This is a genomic window from Spinactinospora alkalitolerans, from assembly GCF_013408795.1.
GTDB lineage: Bacteria > Actinomycetota > Actinomycetes > Streptosporangiales > Streptosporangiaceae > Spinactinospora > Spinactinospora alkalitolerans.
The window spans coordinates 1,224,802-1,242,547 of the sequence record NZ_JACCCC010000001.1; the positions used below are offsets into that span (position 1 = coordinate 1,224,802).

A 17,746-nucleotide genomic window follows, 5' to 3' on the forward strand; every position below is an offset into this window, starting at 1 on the left:
GCATAGAGCGAAGAGCTGACTACACCCCGATCTACCTCTCTTTTTATCTATGAACTGGAGTTTCTCTGTTGAGTATTAGAACCGGGTGCGTCGCTGTAGCGGTCGTCTTAGGACTGATCGTCTTCGGGTGCGGCGTCTCTGATGATGAAAAAGGAAGTAGCCAGGCGGCTCCGGAAACGAGTGAGTCGCCGACTGTAGAGGACGCCCCTTATTCATCGCCTTCAGTCGAGAGGGAGGATGATGGCGAGGAAGGAGGTAACGGAAGAATAGGGCCCAATCAGACCGAAAAAGAGAAGGAGTTCGATGAGAACATCAGGGCCAACTTCTATGACCCTGATTCCGAAGATGAGGAGCAGGTCAGAGAGGAGACGCCAACGTCTACTGGGGGACTGAGGCCTACGCCGGAGTCCACGTCGATGAAGAGAGAGTCCTTGTCGGTATAGACGGCGAGCTGGATATACCGGACGACACGCTCAGAGGACTCGCCAAATGGTACGGGAATATGGCGGGAGATCCTCAGGGTATGCCTGAATACACCTGGGAACTGGTGGACTCCGAGACTGGTGAGAAGATTGATATACCCGAGCGGACGTCCATGACGATGCCTGATCTCTCAGGTAAGCGTGGAGATCTGGCGGTGACCATGCTCCAGGACGCGGGGTATGCGGGGACTACATCTGAGCTTCGGTTTGCAAACATCGACCCATCTGAAGACGGCAGTGTGTGGATGCGCGCAAATTGGGTGGTAGTAGAGCAGTCGGTTCCCGCCGGGGAGGAAATTGAGGTTGACGCAGATATCACCCTAGGCGTCGTGCGTCCGCTATTGTAGTGATACTTCCACTGAGGCTTGCAAAAGTCGTGTGATGCGCCTGATGGGGATCGATCCAACCGGCGAACACGATCGGGCAGTGGCGGCGTGAGCGCAGATCAGTGAAGAGAGGAACCCGGCCCCGCTGAGGCAGCCGCAGCGATCGCCGAGTTCGCCATCGATCCTTGAGTTTCAGCCGCCGATCAGCGCCTCCAGTACCTCCAGTGCGGTCCCACGCTGGAGCCGGTCGTGCACTGTCTGGTTTCGGTAGTTGCGCAGGCAGCCATAACACGAGGTCTCATAGCCGCAGTCGCAGTCGCGCATACGCCGCATTGCTTCTGCTGCCACCAGGTCGAACGACTCCGCGATGCGCCGGGAACCGCCCGCGCCTCCCGGGACGGTATCAAAGATGACCAGCGTCGTTTCGCCCTCCGCACGGCGATACAGCGATCCTCCGATATCGTCCCGGCTGATCTCCAGAGCCGACGACGCCCCTTCGAGAAGCGCGTACAGCAGGGAGGACCGTGCGGTCTCCGGCATCGCGCCGCGCTCCAGACGGCCGTCGAAGGAGACCTCCACCAGGTCGGTCTGGTAGCGGTGAGCCAACGAGTACGGTGCCAACCGCCCGGTGCAGGTCTGGTTGCGGAACAGGTGGTCGTGCTCCTTCGGCGGGTCCCGATGCGCTGAGCCACTCAGACCCCGACCGCATCGGTCGCAGATCAGGTAGCCCGCTCTCCCCACACCTTCGGAGACGGCGACGAGTTCACCGCGGCTACCGGACCGGCAGCGTATGGTGCCGCCGTCTCGCATCGGCCACGCGAACTCGGAGGGGTCCGCCGCCAGCCTCAGCACATGGGTCGCCCCGATCCAACTGCGCACGGGCGGAGTCTCACCCGCCTCACCGACCGACGAATCGGCGACGAATCCGAACTCCGGCACACAGTAGTGCTTCTGCACACCACGACGCTGGGCCCCGCACGAGGCGCAGACCGGATCGATCTTCTGGCTGCTCTCCTGGTAGTAGCCGCAGCTGTCGCACACCGCGTAGTACCTGGACAGCAGTTCCCGCCCGGGGAGGCGGTAGACACCGCCCGAGGTCCACCGCTTTCCGCCCGCGATGACCGAACTCCCCGGAGCGTACTCATAGATCGCCGAGGTCAGGTCCCGGGCGAGCTCCAGGTCACGCCCCTCTTGGGCGAAGTATGTGCGCAGTTCGACCGTGTCCACGGGAAACCCGTACTTGGGCAGCACGTTCTTGGTCGCGAGGTAGTTCAGCAGCGGCCGGTTCTTGATCGTGTTGACGGTGCGGAGGAAACGGGCGGCCAAACCGTCCCTGCGCGCTTCGAACGCCTCCACCCGCTGGCGTTCGAAGTCCTGGACGTCCTCGGTGATCTCGCGCCGTACGTCTTCGAGTAGCGCGCACAGGTCCTTGGCCCATTGGCCCGAGGCCAGACCGATCTCTTCGGCCACACTCGGTTCCAGAACCCGCGACAGTGCCTCGGTGAGCTCGTCGGGGACCGAATCGAGATAGGCGGCGACACGCTCCACCGGCGCGGAGGAGCCGTCCTCGCCCGGCAGGAAGAATGCTCCAGCGGTCGTCCACGTCTCCACCGGACTGTGGTACCGCAGGAACGCGGCGAGTGCGACCGAGTGCGCGTGCCGGCGGTCGATCCGCTCGTTGCCCAGAGGGACGAAGGGCGCGCGCACCGCTCCGGCGATCATCTCCCGTGGATCCTGATAGCGGAAGAGGTCGTGGGCGCGTCGCCGGGCGTAGGTCACCGCCAACGCCGCCGAGGACGCCCGGCGTCCGGCGCGACCCGCCCGCTGCACGTAGTTGGCTGTGGTCGGCGGCATGTTGCGCAGCAGCACCGACTGCAGCTCACCGACGTCGACACCCAACTCGAACGTCGTGGAGCAGGACAGGGCGTTGACGTCGCCCCTGATGAACTCCTGCTGGATCTCGGCCGCCCGTTGATTGGACCATTGGGCGGTGTGCTCCATCGCTCGCAGCCGCACGGGGGACAGGCCGCGATACAGCCGACGGTAGTGGTCCTCGTCCTGCTCGGGAGCCGGAGCCGTGTAGCGGACCAGGGCTCCTTCGCAGTTGATGGTCTGGCACACGCCGCGTACGGAGACCGGCGCGAACCTCTTGCACCGGTCGCACCGGTAGAGCCGTGTTTCGGCCGTCACCGGCTCCGGCACGAGGTAGGTGAAGTCCACTTGGTAGACGAGGCCACTGCGATGGTCGCGGCCACCCACCAGCCACCCGTCCCTGGTGTCGCGGAGGAACCGCCAGCACTGTTGGAGTACCGTCGTCGGTTCGACCGAAGCACCGAGGGTCTTCAGCAGGCGACGTATGTAGTTCAGTCGGCGGTTGTCCCCCTTCGTCGGCATCCAGCTCAGGACTTTGCGCGCACGGTCGGCACCCGACTCGCGCGCGTACACCGGGCCGAGCCGGGGAGCGAAGATCTCATCGCGCGGATCGACGTTCTCCGGCATGGTCAGGGCGCCCTGTTGCCGGAGGGTACGGACGAGTTCACTCAGCAGGTCCCAGGTCTCCATGGCATCGAGGCCGAGTTCGGCTCCGATACCGCTCGCGGGCGGGGCCTCCTCCGGCCGATCCATACCGACCCTGAGCAGTCCGCGCCCTTCGAGGGACTGCCGCTCATCGGTGGCGACCAGCTCCCGCATGACCCACCGGGCGGCTTGTTTGGCCCGGTCCTGTCGGGAGGTTCGCCTCCGGAAGAGTCCGGCCTTGGCCGCGGCGGTGGTGGTGTGCTCGATGAGATCGTCGGTCCAGAACTCGTTCCCCGGGGTGTGGCCGGCGTGCAGCCCGGCCAGGATGAGGCTGCGGTGCTGAACCTTCTGGTAGGTGGATTCCAGATAGGGGGCGAAGAACGCGGCGTCCTGCCGGCTGTCGCTGAACATCAGGAGCTTGCGCCCGCCTCCCGGACGGTCGGCCACCGTCGTGTCCGCGTCTTCGGGCAGAGCCTGGTACAGAGCCGTGGCGATGACCGCCGCGGCGGCATCATTGCCGCTCTCGAAGCGCCGGATGATGTTGGTCGATCGAGCACCGCATCCGCGGCAGCCGCTGACGCCTGCGTTCCCCGAGCGCATGGCCCATACCCGACGCAGGCGCTTCCCCGCGCACGAGGCGGCGCACCGTACGACCGGCGTCTTGCCCAGCGCGCCGCACGACACGCACAGGTGGTATTCCATGCTTCTCACGGCCTGCTGCGGCGGCTCCAGCGTGTCGTCATCGTCATCGACGATCTCCGCCTCACCGCCGAGATTCAGCCACTGGGGGCGTTCCTGCAGTCCATTCTGCGGTCGGAAGAGGGATGCGCCCTCCTCTGGTCTGACCGTTCCCACCAGGTAAACGTCGCCGCAACGTTGGCAGGACCCGAACTCGAACACCGCCGCGGAGCAATCAGGACAGATTTCATGGCGGGCCAGCGCCACATGCGGTCCAGACTCCGAGAGGCAGGTGAAGGCACCCTCCGATGCCCGCGCGAACAGGTGGTAACGCGCCGACAGCAGCGGTGTTCCCTCGTCATCGTGGATCCGGCTGCCCAATGCCACCAGTGCGGCTACGGTGCGTACCTGCTGGGTCTCGTCCAAGGCGGGATCGGCGTCGGGGACCTCGTAGAACAGCCGCTGCGCGACATCCTGGAGGGTTCGCGGGCCGTCATTCTCCAGCAGCGTACGCATGGCCGCCATGCGGCGCTCCTGAGCGAGAACGGAGAAGGCCGACCGCGCCTGCCGACCGTGCCGGCCCGCGGCGACCAGCAACTGCTCTTCCGGATTCCCGCTGTCAGCGATGCGAGCGTACTCTGCGGCGGCCAACGGCCCCCACGTGTGTTCAGGAGCGTCCTTGCGCCGGGCCGCACCGATCAGGTCCTGGCGGTCCGGATCGCCCTCCATCCATTCGAGAGGCTCGGTGAACAGCCGCTGCGCGAATGCGGTGGCCTTCTCCCCGTCGTCGCCGACCGTCGCGCTGGTGGCGATGCACTGCAGCGCTGTGCCGGGGGCGACCCTGTCGCGTAGCCGGCGCAGCAGCATCGCGACCTCCGCGGCCTTGGCGCCGTCGTAGACGTGCGCCTCGTCAAGCGCAATGAAGCGCCAGTGGCCCGCGTGCTCCCCCTCGAAGAGGTCGAGGTCAGCAGGGCGCAGCAGCAGGTACTCCAGCATCGCGTAATTGGTGAGCAGCAGGTGAGGAGGGGTCTTGCGCATCTCCACCCGGCTGATGAGCTCGTTTTCCAACAGCGGTTGATCGGGATGGAGGGAGCGGAACTCCTCCCGGGCCCTGTCGGGACGTTCGTGCGTGTCACCCGTGTAGCGGCCGAAGGTGATGTGGGGTGTGTCCTTCAGCAGCAGACGCAGCCGCTTGAGCTGGTCGTTGGCCAGGGCGTTCATCGGGTACAGCAGGATCGCGCGGACGCCGGGACCCAGCTCGCCCGCATCGTGCTGGCGGGACAGCTCGTTGAGGATGGGCAGCAGGAAGCTTTCCGTCTTGCCCGATCCGGTCCCGGTCGCCACGACGAGGTTGCGGCCCCTGGCGGCCTTGCGGATCGCGTGCTCCTGATGCAGGTACAGCGGTCGATCACCGGGAAGCTCCTCGCTGAAGAGCCGTGCGAAGCCGGGATGCAGAACTTCCTCATCGATGAGCTGACGCAGTGTGGCACCGGTCAGATAAGGCGGAGTGGCCTCCAGAAAGGGCCCCTTGCTCAGCAGCGCGCTCGTGGACACCTGGTGGTCCAGAGCCTGTGCGATGGCGGGATCGCGGACAGGCAGCAGGGAGCGCAGATAGCGGCGGTAGGTGGTGGTGATCAACTCGCTGGTCGCGAGGGTGTCCAAGGGAACGGTCAACGGCTCTCCTTGTGGATTTCGGTCCGCTCGGCTCCGGCGAGCGAGAGTTCGGCGAGCACCAGATCGGTGGCGACGAGTTCGGGAACGATTTCGGCGAGTTGCAGCCACCACTTTCCGGCCCTGTCCGCCACGTCCGCCGCTCCTGCCAGACAGCCGACCGGAAGGAAGTCGAAATCGGCGTCGCGCCGTGCGGCCAGTCGCGCGAGCAGTGCCAGCTCGATCGACAGGGCGGACAGCGCCTCAAGATCATCGGCGTGCGACGAAACTCCTCGACCATGTGTCAGAGCAAGTGCCGGTCCCCGGTAGACGGCGGGGAGCCGCGTGAACTCCCGGTCCAGCACCGTGACATTCGGCCTGGCCCAACGTCGTAGTCCGATGTAGGACTCGTCAGAGAAGACACGTTGAAGTCCTCGCGCGGCGCGCCGTCGGCTTGCGAGGGTGAGAAGAGGGCGCGGCAGGGCCGTCCCGTCGGCACGTGCTGAACGTGGCGGCGCAGAAGCGAGGGAAGAGACGGCATTCGTGTGCAGCACGGAGTCGCGAACGTGTGGATCTCCCTGTCCGCAGAGGATCGGCAGGGCAACCTCACCGCAGCACCGGACAACGCATTCGAGGAGCCGTTGTGCGTTCCCGGTGCACTCTGCCGGATCGACGGGCAGCCAGGGGAGCGTGCCACTGGTGACCACGGCCGCGATCGCGGGGGCTCTCCGCCACAGGAACACGGCGTCGTGGATGTCGACTTCGCCTCCTTGCGGGGCCGTTGCCAAGCCGCTGAGGACCAGCAGACGGGTGCTGTCGGCCGGATCGAGGTCGGCGTCGCAGTGTCCCAGCAGCGCGGTCTCCGGTTCCGCCCGCAGCGTTTGGATACATTCGTCGGCCAGACCACTGCGCATGCCCGGGTGTTGCAGCTTCGGGGTGTGAGCCTGCAGCGACCACAACCTGGCCGCGTCGGTCACCGTGAGACGGAGGTCCGCTGAGCCGAGCGCACCGCAGAGGAATTCGATCAGCCTTCTCTCCCCGGGATCGTGAGCCGTAGGAAGTCCCGGAGCCCGATAGGTCAGGCAGTGCGGCGATGACGGATCCGGCCACCGGGGCCAGTCCGGCTCACCCGCCCACGGATCGCTGACGTTCAGCAGGAGACGTCCCGGCCCGGAATCGTGGAGTTCGGGCGGCAGGTCGATGACGCCATCGGCTCCGACCGCAGTGATCCACGGGACCCGCCATGGAGCATGGTCCAGGTAGCAGGCCGCGTCCACCTTCCCGGTGTTGACAAAGCCGCGCAGGTGTAGCCGGCCGTTCGCATAGGCCGCGCCGTGCGCCAGTCGCCGGGGGCGGACGTCGGCCACGGGGATGAGGTTCTCCCCGAACGGAAGCATCAGCCGGAGGGATCGATAGGTGCGTGCGGTGTCCACCAGTTGCGCCAGTGGATAACGTACCGGCGAATCGCCGCGCCGACGCGATGGGCGGATCTCCTGGACGGTCTCCCGCCCTGCGCGTGCCTCTAGGGGAGGAAGCGGATCCGCGCCGGGGAAATCGATCAGTAGATCCCCCTGGTCTGCGAGTGACTCGATCTCCAGCGGAAGGGGATGGGCGCTCCACTGCGATGTGCCGGCTGTTGTGCGCAGGCGTACATGCGGAGGTGTTACCACGATGTCTGCTTGAGCGCTGGTGCGGCTCCGCAACCGCAGAGAGCGAGACACCGTTTCGGGAGTGAACGTCAGTCGACCAGGTTCGGCTCGGATACCCGCGGGGACGGAGAGTTCGGCTCGTCCCTCGGCGGGGCCCTCAGGTCGCGGCCTGCGGACCTCAGGGCTGTAGGTGATGTCCAGACCTTCGGCGACGGTGAACAAGGTCTGTGTTCCCCGGCTTCTCTGACCACGCACCGTGACATGGAAGGCTCCGAGGACAGGACGGGGCAGCTCGGCGAGAGGGCTCACGCTGCCGTCTCCATCGGCGGTGAAAGCGGTGAGGAGCTGATGCGTGTCGTTCCTGATCTCAATGGCCCAGGCAGCCTTTGACGAGGGAAGCCAGACCTCTGGCAGCGTGCTGAAGACCGGTCGCCCCGCATGGTCGGCGGCACCTGTGAGTGCCGGACCGTATTCCCAACGAGGGCGCGGACGCTGAGAGGTGAATCGGGAAGGTGAGCCTTCCAGCGCAATCCATCGCGCCTTGCCCAGGTCGATCTGGGTCAGACACCAGCCTTCCCAGCCGAACGGCGGGTCCGCCTCGGCCAGAGACCGAGGCGAAGCGGTGTCCGCCTTCAGACGCCTGCCGTCCGGATGCAGAATCCATACCAGGGCATTGGGAAGGGGGGTGCCAGAGGGGATGAACGCCCCACTGTCAGCCTCAAAGACCAGGAGCGGGTTCGCGGAGTCGACCAGTGTCAACTCCTCCGGAGAGTGGAGACCGTCCAGGGGGGAGACCATGATGACGCCCGCCGGGCCGGGAAGGGGGTGTGTGGTCTCGGGCCGCTCGTCGGACAGGTCCCATGGGTCCGCGCTTTCGACTGTGGCGCTGACGCCGTCGATCTCCACCTGCCATTGCGGAACGGCAACCAGTTCGTCCGGATCGATCGGAAGGACGAGATGGACTCCGAGGTCGTATGGGGAAAGCCGGATGTGGGGATGGAGGAGTCGCGCTCTCGCCGGATCAGCCTCCTGGTTCTTGTGAGAGCGGTCGAGAACCTGGCGCGCAGGGGACAGGAAACGCTGAGGGAGTCCGACCTCCTCAGCGCTTGTCTGGTGGCCACTGCGCAGCCGGTCCAACAGCACGAGACAGCGATCGACGATTTCGAGGGCGTAGTCCGAATCCGATCTGATGAAATCCTGGGCGGGGAGAGCTAGAGCGTTGAGCCGGTGCTCTCCTGCGAGCGCCCAAGAGCGGAAGGACTCCGCGTCCATATTCACTTCCCGGGCGTCACGCTCGATGAGTAGCGTAAAGAAGTCCTTCAAGCAGTGGCTCGGCATTCCCGCGTGTGCGAGAATTGGGCCGTAATAGCGGCCGCTGCGCTGTGCTCTTTGCTGCTTGCCGAGAGCTCTGAGTGAATCGAGGAAGGCATCTCCCCAGATCTCTCTGTCTTTCTGCCGATGTGATATTCCGGTCGCGCTCCAGAAGGCGCTCCAGTATTCACCGTGGCCTTCGGCGCTGTAGTGTTCGGTCGCCAGCCCCGCCATAGTTCCGGCCACGCACGCCGGAAACCCGCTGAGAGTCCGGGAAGCGCTGCGCTCTCCTTCCCGGTCCAGTTTCCGATGGAACAGGCTCCCCAGAGAGCGTGCTGTCTCGGCCACCTCGTCGGGGGCCAGCTCGGCCTCGGCGATGATGGAGACGGGAGCGATCCTGCCGCGCCAATCTTCCTCGCGTATGCGGAGTATTCCAAGGATGTCCGCCCACGGCTTCTCCTGGGGCAAGCGCAGCTCCCCTCTCTAGAAGCGGCAACTTGGTAGTTTTGCATAGAAATGCAGGACCCACAATCCTTCACAGGCTATTTTGTCTTGCGCTCGGCATGTGAGTGGCAATAAGAGTGTCGGAGTGTGTGCGGATTGTGAGTGGGAAGGTGTCCAATTGCTACGGACCGCTGTCCGGTTACTACTTCCAGTGGCCTGGTAGGGCCCAACGGCTGTCTTCCTGACCGGAGTCGTCGGCTGGAGAACAGCCCTCCACGGCGACCGGGTGTTTTCGACGCAGGAGTGAATATAGCATGAAAACATCGTCAACGGCATGAAGTGTGGAAAGATGAGTTAACGATATGCATGCTGAGGCAAGCAGACATACCAGTGATCGAGGGGCGGCCGGACGCTGAGCGGCTCTCGTCCGGTCCCGTAGCGGTATGCCGTGCTCACCTCTGACGTTCTGCCTCGCCTCCGGCTGCGCGAGTGATCAGAGACTCTTCGTTGTTCACGAGTTCTAGAGTGCAAGCGAGCTGGGCGTTCAATCCCTATACGTATCGAGGCGCAAGGAACGCGAGTGTTCTATGGTTGCCATCGTGCAGGAGCCCCATCCCCCAAAACCGAATGGTCCGCGTTCTCGCCACGAGGCGGCCGTGCTCGCGGAGCGACAGCGACGGGCTCGCCTCAAGGGGGAGCGAAGGCGGACCGAGGCCGCCCGGATCTGGGCGGAGTTCGGTGTCGCCGTGGAGCGGGTCGATGCCTTGCGTGACATCGTCGCCACTGTGGTCTCCGCGAGCGGCGAGCCAGATGAGGCAGTAGTGCTGCGACGCCTTCTCGACGGTGCGCCCAGTGAGGGTGGGCCACGGGAACTGAGGCGGCTCCTTCGCGCGATGCCTCCCCTTGCCGCCATCCCGCATATCGCGGATCTTTATGCGATCGGACTCCCCATGGTGGCCGGAGTCGGAGCGCAGGCCGCTCTGCTGGCTGCCGCCGGCTCGGCGACTCCGGACGGTCTCGCGTCGGTCGATTCGGACTCTCCCGCGTGGCGGCTCTGGCGGGACGTCCTGCTCGTGCGGCACGGGTCGGTGCCGATGGACCCGGCCGGCTTCACACGAGCGGCGCCGCTCGCAGCCGTCGATGACTACCTCGACAACGGCGGAGAATCCGTGGCACGGCATTGGTCGCAAAGGGAAGCCGCCGAGCGGGTCTACCTCCTGGCCCGTGTCGATCCACACGAGCTCACCGAGGCAGATCTACTGGACCTCGAGTGGGACGATGAGATCTGGCGCAGGCGGATGATCGACGCGGCCCCGCAGCCTCCACCCGAGGACGCACCCGAACTCACGCGGCTCCTCTACGCGGTCGGCGCCGGAGACGCCGATGCTCTGGCGCAGGCCGCGCACATGCTCCCCGACGAGAAAGCGGAGATGATCGGGCGCGTGCTCGACTCCCCGGCGCACCTGGACACATGGCCTGAGGAACTCGTCCGCGACCCCGGGATGTGGCCGGCCCTGGGGCAGGTGTGGAAACCGGACGCTCAGGCGGTGCCGACAGACGACCACACCTCCGACTTCGTCTCCTGGTGCGGGTTGCGCGACGGCTACCACATGCTGCTCGACCTCGACGACGGAGCCGAAGAGGTGTTCGGCCTGTTCGAGCGGGCTCCGGACCCCAAAGTCAGGGAAGAGGCGGTGAATATGCAGGTCTACCTGCGGTTCCGGTTCTCCGCCCCGACCGATTCCGGCGTGCTGTCGTGGGGTGAGTCCCGGTTGCGGAACCTGGGCAGAGGCAATCCGACGCTGGCCGCCAACCTTCGCTGGATCGCCGAGCGCAAGGCCGCTTCGGTCAATGACAGGGAACCGGTGCCCAACCCCTACCTCGAACTGGGGGTCCATCACGGCGCACCCGCTGCGGAATGGCAGTCCGCCTGGCGGGCACTGCGCCGGAAACTCCGCGGGAACACAGGAGACCTCTCCGACATCAACCTGGCACGTGACCGATTGAGGGACATGGAGACCGCCGGCGGTCTGGGGCAGCACCGGTTCTTCCAGGTGCCGCTGGATCAGGGTTTCCTGCTTCCTCAACCGCGGATTCCCCGATGTCTTGTGCCGGAAGGCACGATCCTCACGCGCCGGACGCCTCCGCTGCGTGACGTGGATGTCGAGCGGTTGAGGGCGGTTGCTGCCGATGATCTTTTGACGAGGATGCAGTGAGCGAGGACCGACAAGTGCCCCAATCCGATCAAGAAATGCCGGAGCGCTCGGTCAGCGACCAAGACCTGACCGAGTTCCTGCTGGAGCTTCCTTCTTCCGAGCGCCGGAGGCTGATGACGCTCCTGGCCACCAGGGTCGAGCCACGCCGCATCGCCGAACCCCTCGCCGAACAGGTCCAGCAGCTCCTCGCCGACCTGGATGTGACCGCGCTGAGTAAGGCTGATGCCAAGGACACCGTGCGACGCGCGCTGGTGGAGACCATGAAGGCCCGTCAGACCCACCTGGCCCAGCTTGCCCAGCTCCGGCAACTATGTGATGAGTCGGATCGCAGCGGGGCACTGGAGCGGAAGGTCCACGACTTCTGTCAGTCAGCAGGGCTGCTACAAGTCACGAATATGGACGATCCTTCCCTATTCCGAGTCGTCTCCGGAAGTGGAGAATACGCGGTGGTCGAGAGGCCAGCCTACGTTGACAGCGCTGATGGACGGCTGGTCATTGTCGGTGAGATCAGGTTGACCAGCATTCCTCCGGAGCGGAGTGGCGTGACGAAACGGCAGGGACAACGTCCATCAAATTTGCCGAAACGGGGCGGCGCGGGCAAGCGGCAGGGTGGCGGTAGGCAGCGGAAAGGACGCAAGTGAGCTTCGGAATCGACTTCGGGACCACCAACTCGGTGCTGGCGCACTGGGACGGAGAGGATGTCGAGGTCGTCTCTATGGAGGCGGGCAACCTCGATGACTGGAGCTATCCGGGATTCGACGAACTGTTCCCCTCTTATGTCGGGGCCAGCTCCACCCGGCCACGGCTGCTGTTCGGCTGGGAAGCCAAGCTTCGCTCGGAGCTCTCGGTTCCGGCGGCCAAACGGCTGCTCGGTGGAGACGCGATGATCCCCATCGCGAACCGGGAGTGGCCCGCCTCGACGGTCTCCGCCGGAATCCTGCACACCATCCGGGAGCGGGCGAGCACCGAACAGCTTCTCGACGTCGACAAGGCTGTGGTCACGGTCCCGGCGAATTCGGCCGGCGCGGCCCGCTACCGCACCCGCGCAGCCGCACGCGAAGCCGGTATCCGAGTGGACTCCCTGATCAACGAGCCGACGGCGGCCGCCGTCTACTACAAGTACCTGATCCGGGAGGAAGGCCCTGAGCGCATCCTCACCTTCGACTGGGGCGGTGGCACCATCGACGTCACCGTTCTGGAGGCGGTGGACGGGGTCTTCGAGGAGCAGACGTCGCGCGGAGTCGCCAAGCTGGGCGGACTCGAGGTCGATGCCCGGCTGGCCAAGCTGGTTCTGGGACGGATCAAGCAAGGCCCGCAGACCCCGGCGGAAGAAGCGGCGTTCGCCCGCGACATCGAATTGGCCAAGATCAGGCTGTCGTCAGAGGACATCGTCACCATCCCGACCCCTGACCGAGGCTCAAACGCCAGGGTATCCCGAGGCGAGCTGGAGAACGCGATCGCCGATGTCGTCCAGTCGGCCATCGAGCCGCTGCGTGCCTGCCTCGACGATCTGCGGATCACCCCCGAAGACATCGACGCGGTGCTGATGATCGGCGGTAGCAGCCAGATTCCCCTGGTCAGGTCGATGGTCGGCGACATCATGGGTGATCGGCTCGTCTCCGACGATGTGTGCGATTCGCTCACCTCCGTCGCGCGGGGTGCGGCGATCGCGGCCGCCGTCATCGACGGGGAGATCGACATCGACCTGGCGGTCACCACCACCCACGCGCTGGGCACGGCCTCCACCCGAAAGACCAAGAGTGAGAGAGTGCGCACGTTCAGTGAGATCATTCCGCGCAACGCTTCGCTGCCGCGCATCGAACACAAGCACTACACGCCCAACAGCGAAAACCAGCGCCGGATCAACCTGGAGATCTGGGAGGGCAACCCTGATGATCCCGTCGCACGGGAGCCGGATGCTGACAACGATGGGAATGTCTGTCTGACCGAACTCGCGATCGATCTGCCTCGAACAGCCGGCTCCCAGGACAGCGGGTTCACGCTGACCTACGAATATGACGTGAGTGGAATCCTGCGCGTCAAGGCGGTCGCTGATCACGGCGGTACGGTTCTCATCGACAAGGAGATCAACGCCTTCGGTCTTTCCAGCACCGGGGTGGGGGTCAGCCGGAAGAGTCTGCACGACTTTCTGGAATTCGCTCCTGACCTGGGAAGCCGGGCCTTTCGTACCACGGACGACGACGGCGTGGTCCTGAACCAGGAGCACTCTCCGGGCGCTGCTCCTCCAATGCGGGTGCCGGCCGCCGATCCCGGACAGGACACAGCACCCTCTCCCGCGGAGGTCGCCGCGCGGACGCGGCCGAAAGCGGAAGCAGAGACTCCTGCCTCCCCGCATCAGGATTCCGATGTGGTCGTGCAACCGGCGAATTTCGTCATCGACGGGTCGAACATCGCGTGGGGCAATGGGAATCGCGCCATGGGAGGGCGTCCCAGCTACGCTCGCCTCAAGAGCGCGGTCGCGGCTCTGCGGAAGAAGTATCCGAACGCGGACGCCCACGTGGTCGTCGACGCCAACTTCCGGCACCTGGTACCGGAAGACGAGTACGCCGAGGTCGACCGCGCTATTGCCGAGGGGGAGATCCACCGTGTGCCCGCGGGAACCGTGGGGGGAGCGGACGTCTTTATCCTCGATGTCGCCCAAGCCAAAGGGGCCACGATCGTCAGCAACGGCGGTTTTCGCCAGCACGAGGAATACCATCAGTGGCTTTTGGGGGACTCACGGCTTTTCGGTGCGCAGGAGATCGCCGATGTCTGGGTGTTCAGGGAACGCCGCCCCGCCGCTGCCCGCTCAGAACAGTGAGCGGCCCTCTTCGCCGATAAGGCCCTTATTCATGAATATGGACGGTAAGTTCTGGTATTTGTCGTAACGGTGGTGAATTTTCCCGGTGTCTTCAGGGCAGCGGCTCATCGGTTGCGGGCATGTGCCAGGATTCCACAGGAACCAGAGCGTAGTATTCTCACAGCGGCCGCGGCTGAGGTCTAATCAAGGGGTAGTTCCGTCTGCCCGAGTCTGCGGGGCGGTTTACGCAACCCAGGCTTGATGGGCAGGACACCGGCTGTGGTGAGGCCGTCCACGGTGACCAGCGGGCCGGAGAGGATCTCGTCCAAAAACTCGGCCTGGCGCGGTTCCAGCTCCACCAGCCGGGTGAGCACGGTGAGGAGCTCCAGCAGTTCGTCGGTGAAGCGCGGGGTCCAGCGTTCGGGGCGGATGTCGTCCAGCGGTGATCCGCGGCGCTTGTTGCGCGGATTGCGCTGACGGGAGGAGAACCACTTCTTGACCACCCGCATGCCGCCGACGTCGTAGTCCCACACTTCGGGGAGCACCGGGGAGATGACCCCGCCGCCCACGTACAGTCGCCGACCGCGGTCGCCGCTGTCGCTGTCGTGCCGGATCACGTCAGGCATCGCGGTGGGCGAGTCGGGGATCTCGACGATCACTTCGGGACGGCGGTCCTTCGGCAGACGGGGCGGTCCCGGTGGCCGTCCGGCCGATGTGTCGGCGAACCGCTCCCCGTAGGTGTGCAGCCAGATGACCTCGCGGCCGAGTTCGACGGCGCTTGCCCACATGGCCGGATCGCGGGTCAGTGGGACCCGAATGCCGGGAACGGTCAGGTGACCGCGAAAGGCAGCGGTGTAGCCGGGGTGGGCGACGGTGGCGGCGATGTAGGCGATGAGGTCATCAGGGGAGACGGCGAGCTCCAGGCTCTGGGAGAGGAAGGGGAGCAGACCGCGTGCGAGGTTGGGGGAGAGCCCTTCGGGATCGCGGTAGAGGGGGAGGACCCGGCCGCCTCGGCCGTTGAAGCAGTGCACGTTGGGCACCAGCGAGCTGAACACCAGCCCTGGACCCGTGGCGAACGGGTGTGCGTGCTGCTCCACCGTGTAGATCTGTCGATCACCGCTGGCGTTCCAGAGCGAAAGGCGGAGCCGGTCCACACAACGCTCGTCGTTGAAGAGATACTGGCGATCGAAGGAACGGAAGGAAACGGGGGCGATCGGAGGGGGAGTGAGCGCTTTCTCCAAGGAGCCCAGTCGGGGCGCGGGTCTTTCGATCCATCGGCTCTGCGTGGCTTTGAAAAGACGGTTCTTGTCCTCAGGGGCCGCGGATGCGAGTCGATTCCACCGCCGCAGCAGGGTTTTCCGGTCCGGGGCGTATACCCAGGTCCGATTCGGGTTCACGCCGGTCTGCCGCCACGGCAGCAGATCGTCCATGGCGGGGTGGGAACGCCAGAGCGACTCCTCCGGGACGAACGGTGAGGTCCACTCCGCCTCGCACTTCTGCCAGCGTGCGCCGTCCAACCGCAGTTCCGGATCACCGTCCAACGCACCGAACTTGGCCGCGCGCTCACCTTCCAGTCGAGTGTGCCAGACGCGTGCGGGTTCTCCCGGGCGCGGACGTCCGTACCGCGCGAAGATGCCGATGCAGACGGGCTGCTGCACGCCTCCGAAGATCCGGGTGCGTCCCGGCGGACGGTGTCCCTCCGGCGACAGGTCGATCACCCAGCCCTCGTCGGCGGTCGTGCGCAGGTAGCGCCGCATACCGGCGAACGCGCTCTGGGTCAGGTACGCGGACGTGCTGACGAAGGCCACGATTCCGCTCGGCTGCTCGGGGTGGGCGTCGAACACCTTCCAGGTGGCCCAGCGCCAGAAGTACGTGCCCACCGCCGACAGCTTGTATTCGAGTCGGCCGTTGCCGGATTCGCGGAACTCGTCCATGGACGGCCTGGCGGTGATCGGGTCGGCGACCGGATCCGACCGGCGTGCCTCAAGCCACGGTGCGGGGTCCTGCTGCCTCGCATCCTTGATGTAGGGCGGATTCCCGATGACCACCATCACCGGGGTCGCCTTCTTAATCCGGTTCGCCTCGTCCCTGAAGCGGACGATCTCCTCGTAGCGCAGCCCGAACCGTTCATAGGCGTGATGCGGATCGTCGAGCGTGTTGACCAGGAAGCGCCGGTGCTCCTCGGGAACCTCGGTGCCGTACTGCTCCTTCAACTGCTGGTGCAGACGCAGCTCGGCGACCGCGAACGGGGCGGTGCTGCGTTCGAAGCCGACCAGGCGATCGCGGTACAGCTCCTTCAGGTGGGTTCGGGCGTGCACCTCGCCGAACGTGTCGCTCAGGGTTCCCGCGACGGAGTTCATCACCGAGGCGAGGAAGGTTCCCGTGCCCATCGCCGGGTCGACCGTGGTCACGGACTCGTCGGCCAGACCGCGGTGCCGCGCCATACGGCTCTTGAGAACGTCGTCGACGAAGTCGGCCATGAATCGGGTGACCGGTTCGGGGGTGTAGTAGGAGCCGGTCTCCTTGCGGAGTTCGGGATCGTAGCGCGACAGGAACGTCTCGTACAGGTCGACGTAGGCGGTCTGCTCCCCACGCATCATGCGCTGCCAGTCGATCGGCTCCAGAACGCGGATGAGAGTGGGGAGTATGGTCGATTCCTGCGCGGTGCGTGAACCGGTCAGAATGCCGAACGCCTCTCCGAGGAAGGGGTGGCGCTTGCCGAGGAGTTCGCTGATCTCATGGACGCTGCGGCCGCTGAACTGGGCACCGGACTCCCGCGCCAGGATCAGGGCGAAGGTGATGGTCTGGGCGTAGGCGTCGGCGAAGTCCCGTCCAGAGGCGAGTTGGGGGAACAGCAGTTGCCGCCATTCCTCGGCCAGTCGGGTGAACGGTCTGTCGCCGCCGTTGGCCCGCTCTTCGGCGATGATCTCGGCCACCTCGTCGCGTAACTGCCGGCAGAGGTCGGCTGTTCGGCTGATGAGCTGGTCGAGGGTGTAGTTAGGTTCGGGTTCCCAGGAAAGAAAATCCCAGATCAGCCGCTCGAACTCCGCTCCTACGGCATGCTTCGGCCGCCGCCTGCCGAAGAGGCCGGAGATCTCAACGGTCGGTCCCTGCTGTACGCCGTAGCGGAACAGTGCCCACTGTGTTCCGTTGCTGTAGAGAATGTTGGGCAGTCTCTGGAATTTCTCCCACTGTTCACGGTCGTGCCTGTCCAGGAAGTCGCTGGGCGGGATCGGCTTCGACGGCTTCTTCAGTTCCACATAGCCGATTCGGTTGTTCGGGCCGGCTGAGACGCCGGTGGCGTCCACCCCGAAGTCCGGACGTGCCTGCAATGCGGGGAGGGAGACCTCGCCGTAGGCGCGGGCGGGAATTCCCAGGGTTCCGCCCATGCTTTCGATCAGTACCTTGAACGGTCCGCGCAACTGCTCTTCGTCCTGGCCGCCGCGTCCCAGGGAATTCGTCACCGACGTGGCGAAGTCCGCGACGATCCGTTCGACGACTTTGCGTTGGCGGGGTATCCGGCCTTGGAGGTTCACTGCTTCGTCTGGACCGTACGGCAACGCCGTCATCGCGTCTCCGGGGGTGAGACCTGTCCCTTCACCTACCAGGAGACGCTTTGGAATGAAATAAGTCAATGGCTGATATATAGGAGGAAAGGGAAGTGAGTGAACCG

The 17,746-nt window shown here is 65.3% G+C and carries 8 protein-coding genes; 5 read left to right on the plus strand and 3 right to left on the minus strand.

What is annotated here, in order from left to right; all coding sequences use genetic code 11:
* Positions 1–68: 68 nt before the first annotated feature.
* Together HDA32_RS05625 and HDA32_RS05630 are read left to right on the plus strand one after the other, a co-directional pair.
* Positions 69–443 carry a hypothetical protein gene (locus tag HDA32_RS05625; protein ID WP_179642187.1) on the plus strand — a complete coding sequence of 125 codons (375 nt, stop codon included), beginning with the start codon at positions 69–71 and terminating at the stop codon, positions 441–443.
* 80 nt (positions 444–523) lie between these two features.
* Complete coding sequence (locus HDA32_RS05630) at positions 524–829, plus strand: PASTA domain-containing protein (RefSeq protein ID WP_179642188.1); 306 nt, start codon at positions 524–526, stop codon at positions 827–829.
* Between the two features lie 171 nt (positions 830–1,000).
* Here the strand turns inward: HDA32_RS05630 and HDA32_RS05635 are convergent, their stop codons facing one another.
* Positions 1,001–5,677: a DEAD/DEAH box helicase family protein gene (locus HDA32_RS05635; RefSeq protein WP_179642189.1), complete on the minus strand. Its 4,677-nt coding sequence runs from the start codon at positions 5,675–5,677 to the stop codon at positions 1,001–1,003.
* Positions 5,674–9,081, minus strand: a complete 3,408-nt coding sequence (locus tag HDA32_RS05640) for a hypothetical protein (RefSeq protein WP_179642190.1) — start codon at positions 9,079–9,081, stop codon at positions 5,674–5,676. Before HDA32_RS05640 ends, HDA32_RS05635 begins: the two co-directional genes overlap by 4 nt.
* Positions 9,082–9,644: 563 nt before the next feature.
* Here HDA32_RS05640 and HDA32_RS05645 point away from each other — a divergent pair.
* From HDA32_RS05645 to HDA32_RS31710, 3 genes are read left to right on the plus strand one after another with little or no spacing between them, the layout of a single operon-like run.
* On the plus strand, positions 9,645–11,273 hold the full coding sequence (locus HDA32_RS05645; protein ID WP_179642191.1) for a hypothetical protein: 1,629 nt from the start codon (positions 9,645–9,647) through the stop codon (positions 11,271–11,273).
* Complete coding sequence (locus HDA32_RS05650) at positions 11,270–11,914, plus strand: hypothetical protein (RefSeq protein ID WP_179642192.1); 645 nt, start codon at positions 11,270–11,272, stop codon at positions 11,912–11,914. The genes HDA32_RS05645 and HDA32_RS05650 overlap by 4 nt, the downstream gene beginning before the upstream one ends.
* On the plus strand, positions 11,911–14,094 hold the full coding sequence (locus HDA32_RS31710) for an Hsp70 family protein (protein WP_179642193.1): 2,184 nt from the start codon (positions 11,911–11,913) through the stop codon (positions 14,092–14,094). The genes HDA32_RS05650 and HDA32_RS31710 overlap by 4 nt, the downstream gene beginning before the upstream one ends.
* A 179-nt stretch (positions 14,095–14,273) precedes the next feature.
* On the opposite strand, the gene HDA32_RS05660 is transcribed toward HDA32_RS31710, so the two are convergent.
* Positions 14,274–17,537, minus strand: coding sequence for a type ISP restriction/modification enzyme (locus tag HDA32_RS05660; protein ID WP_312863051.1), 3,264 nt, complete (start codon positions 17,535–17,537; stop codon positions 14,274–14,276).
* Positions 17,538–17,746 lie beyond the last annotated feature (209 nt).

Excerpts from the sequence above, each read along its gene's own strand:
- HDA32_RS05645 (WP_179642191.1), top strand. The coding sequence starts at position 9,645 with ATGGTTGCCATCGTGCAGGAGCCCCATCCCCCAAAACCGAATGGTCCG.
- HDA32_RS05630 (WP_179642188.1), top strand. The coding sequence starts at position 524 with ATGCCTGAATACACCTGGGAACTGGTGGACTCCGAGACTGGTGAGAAG.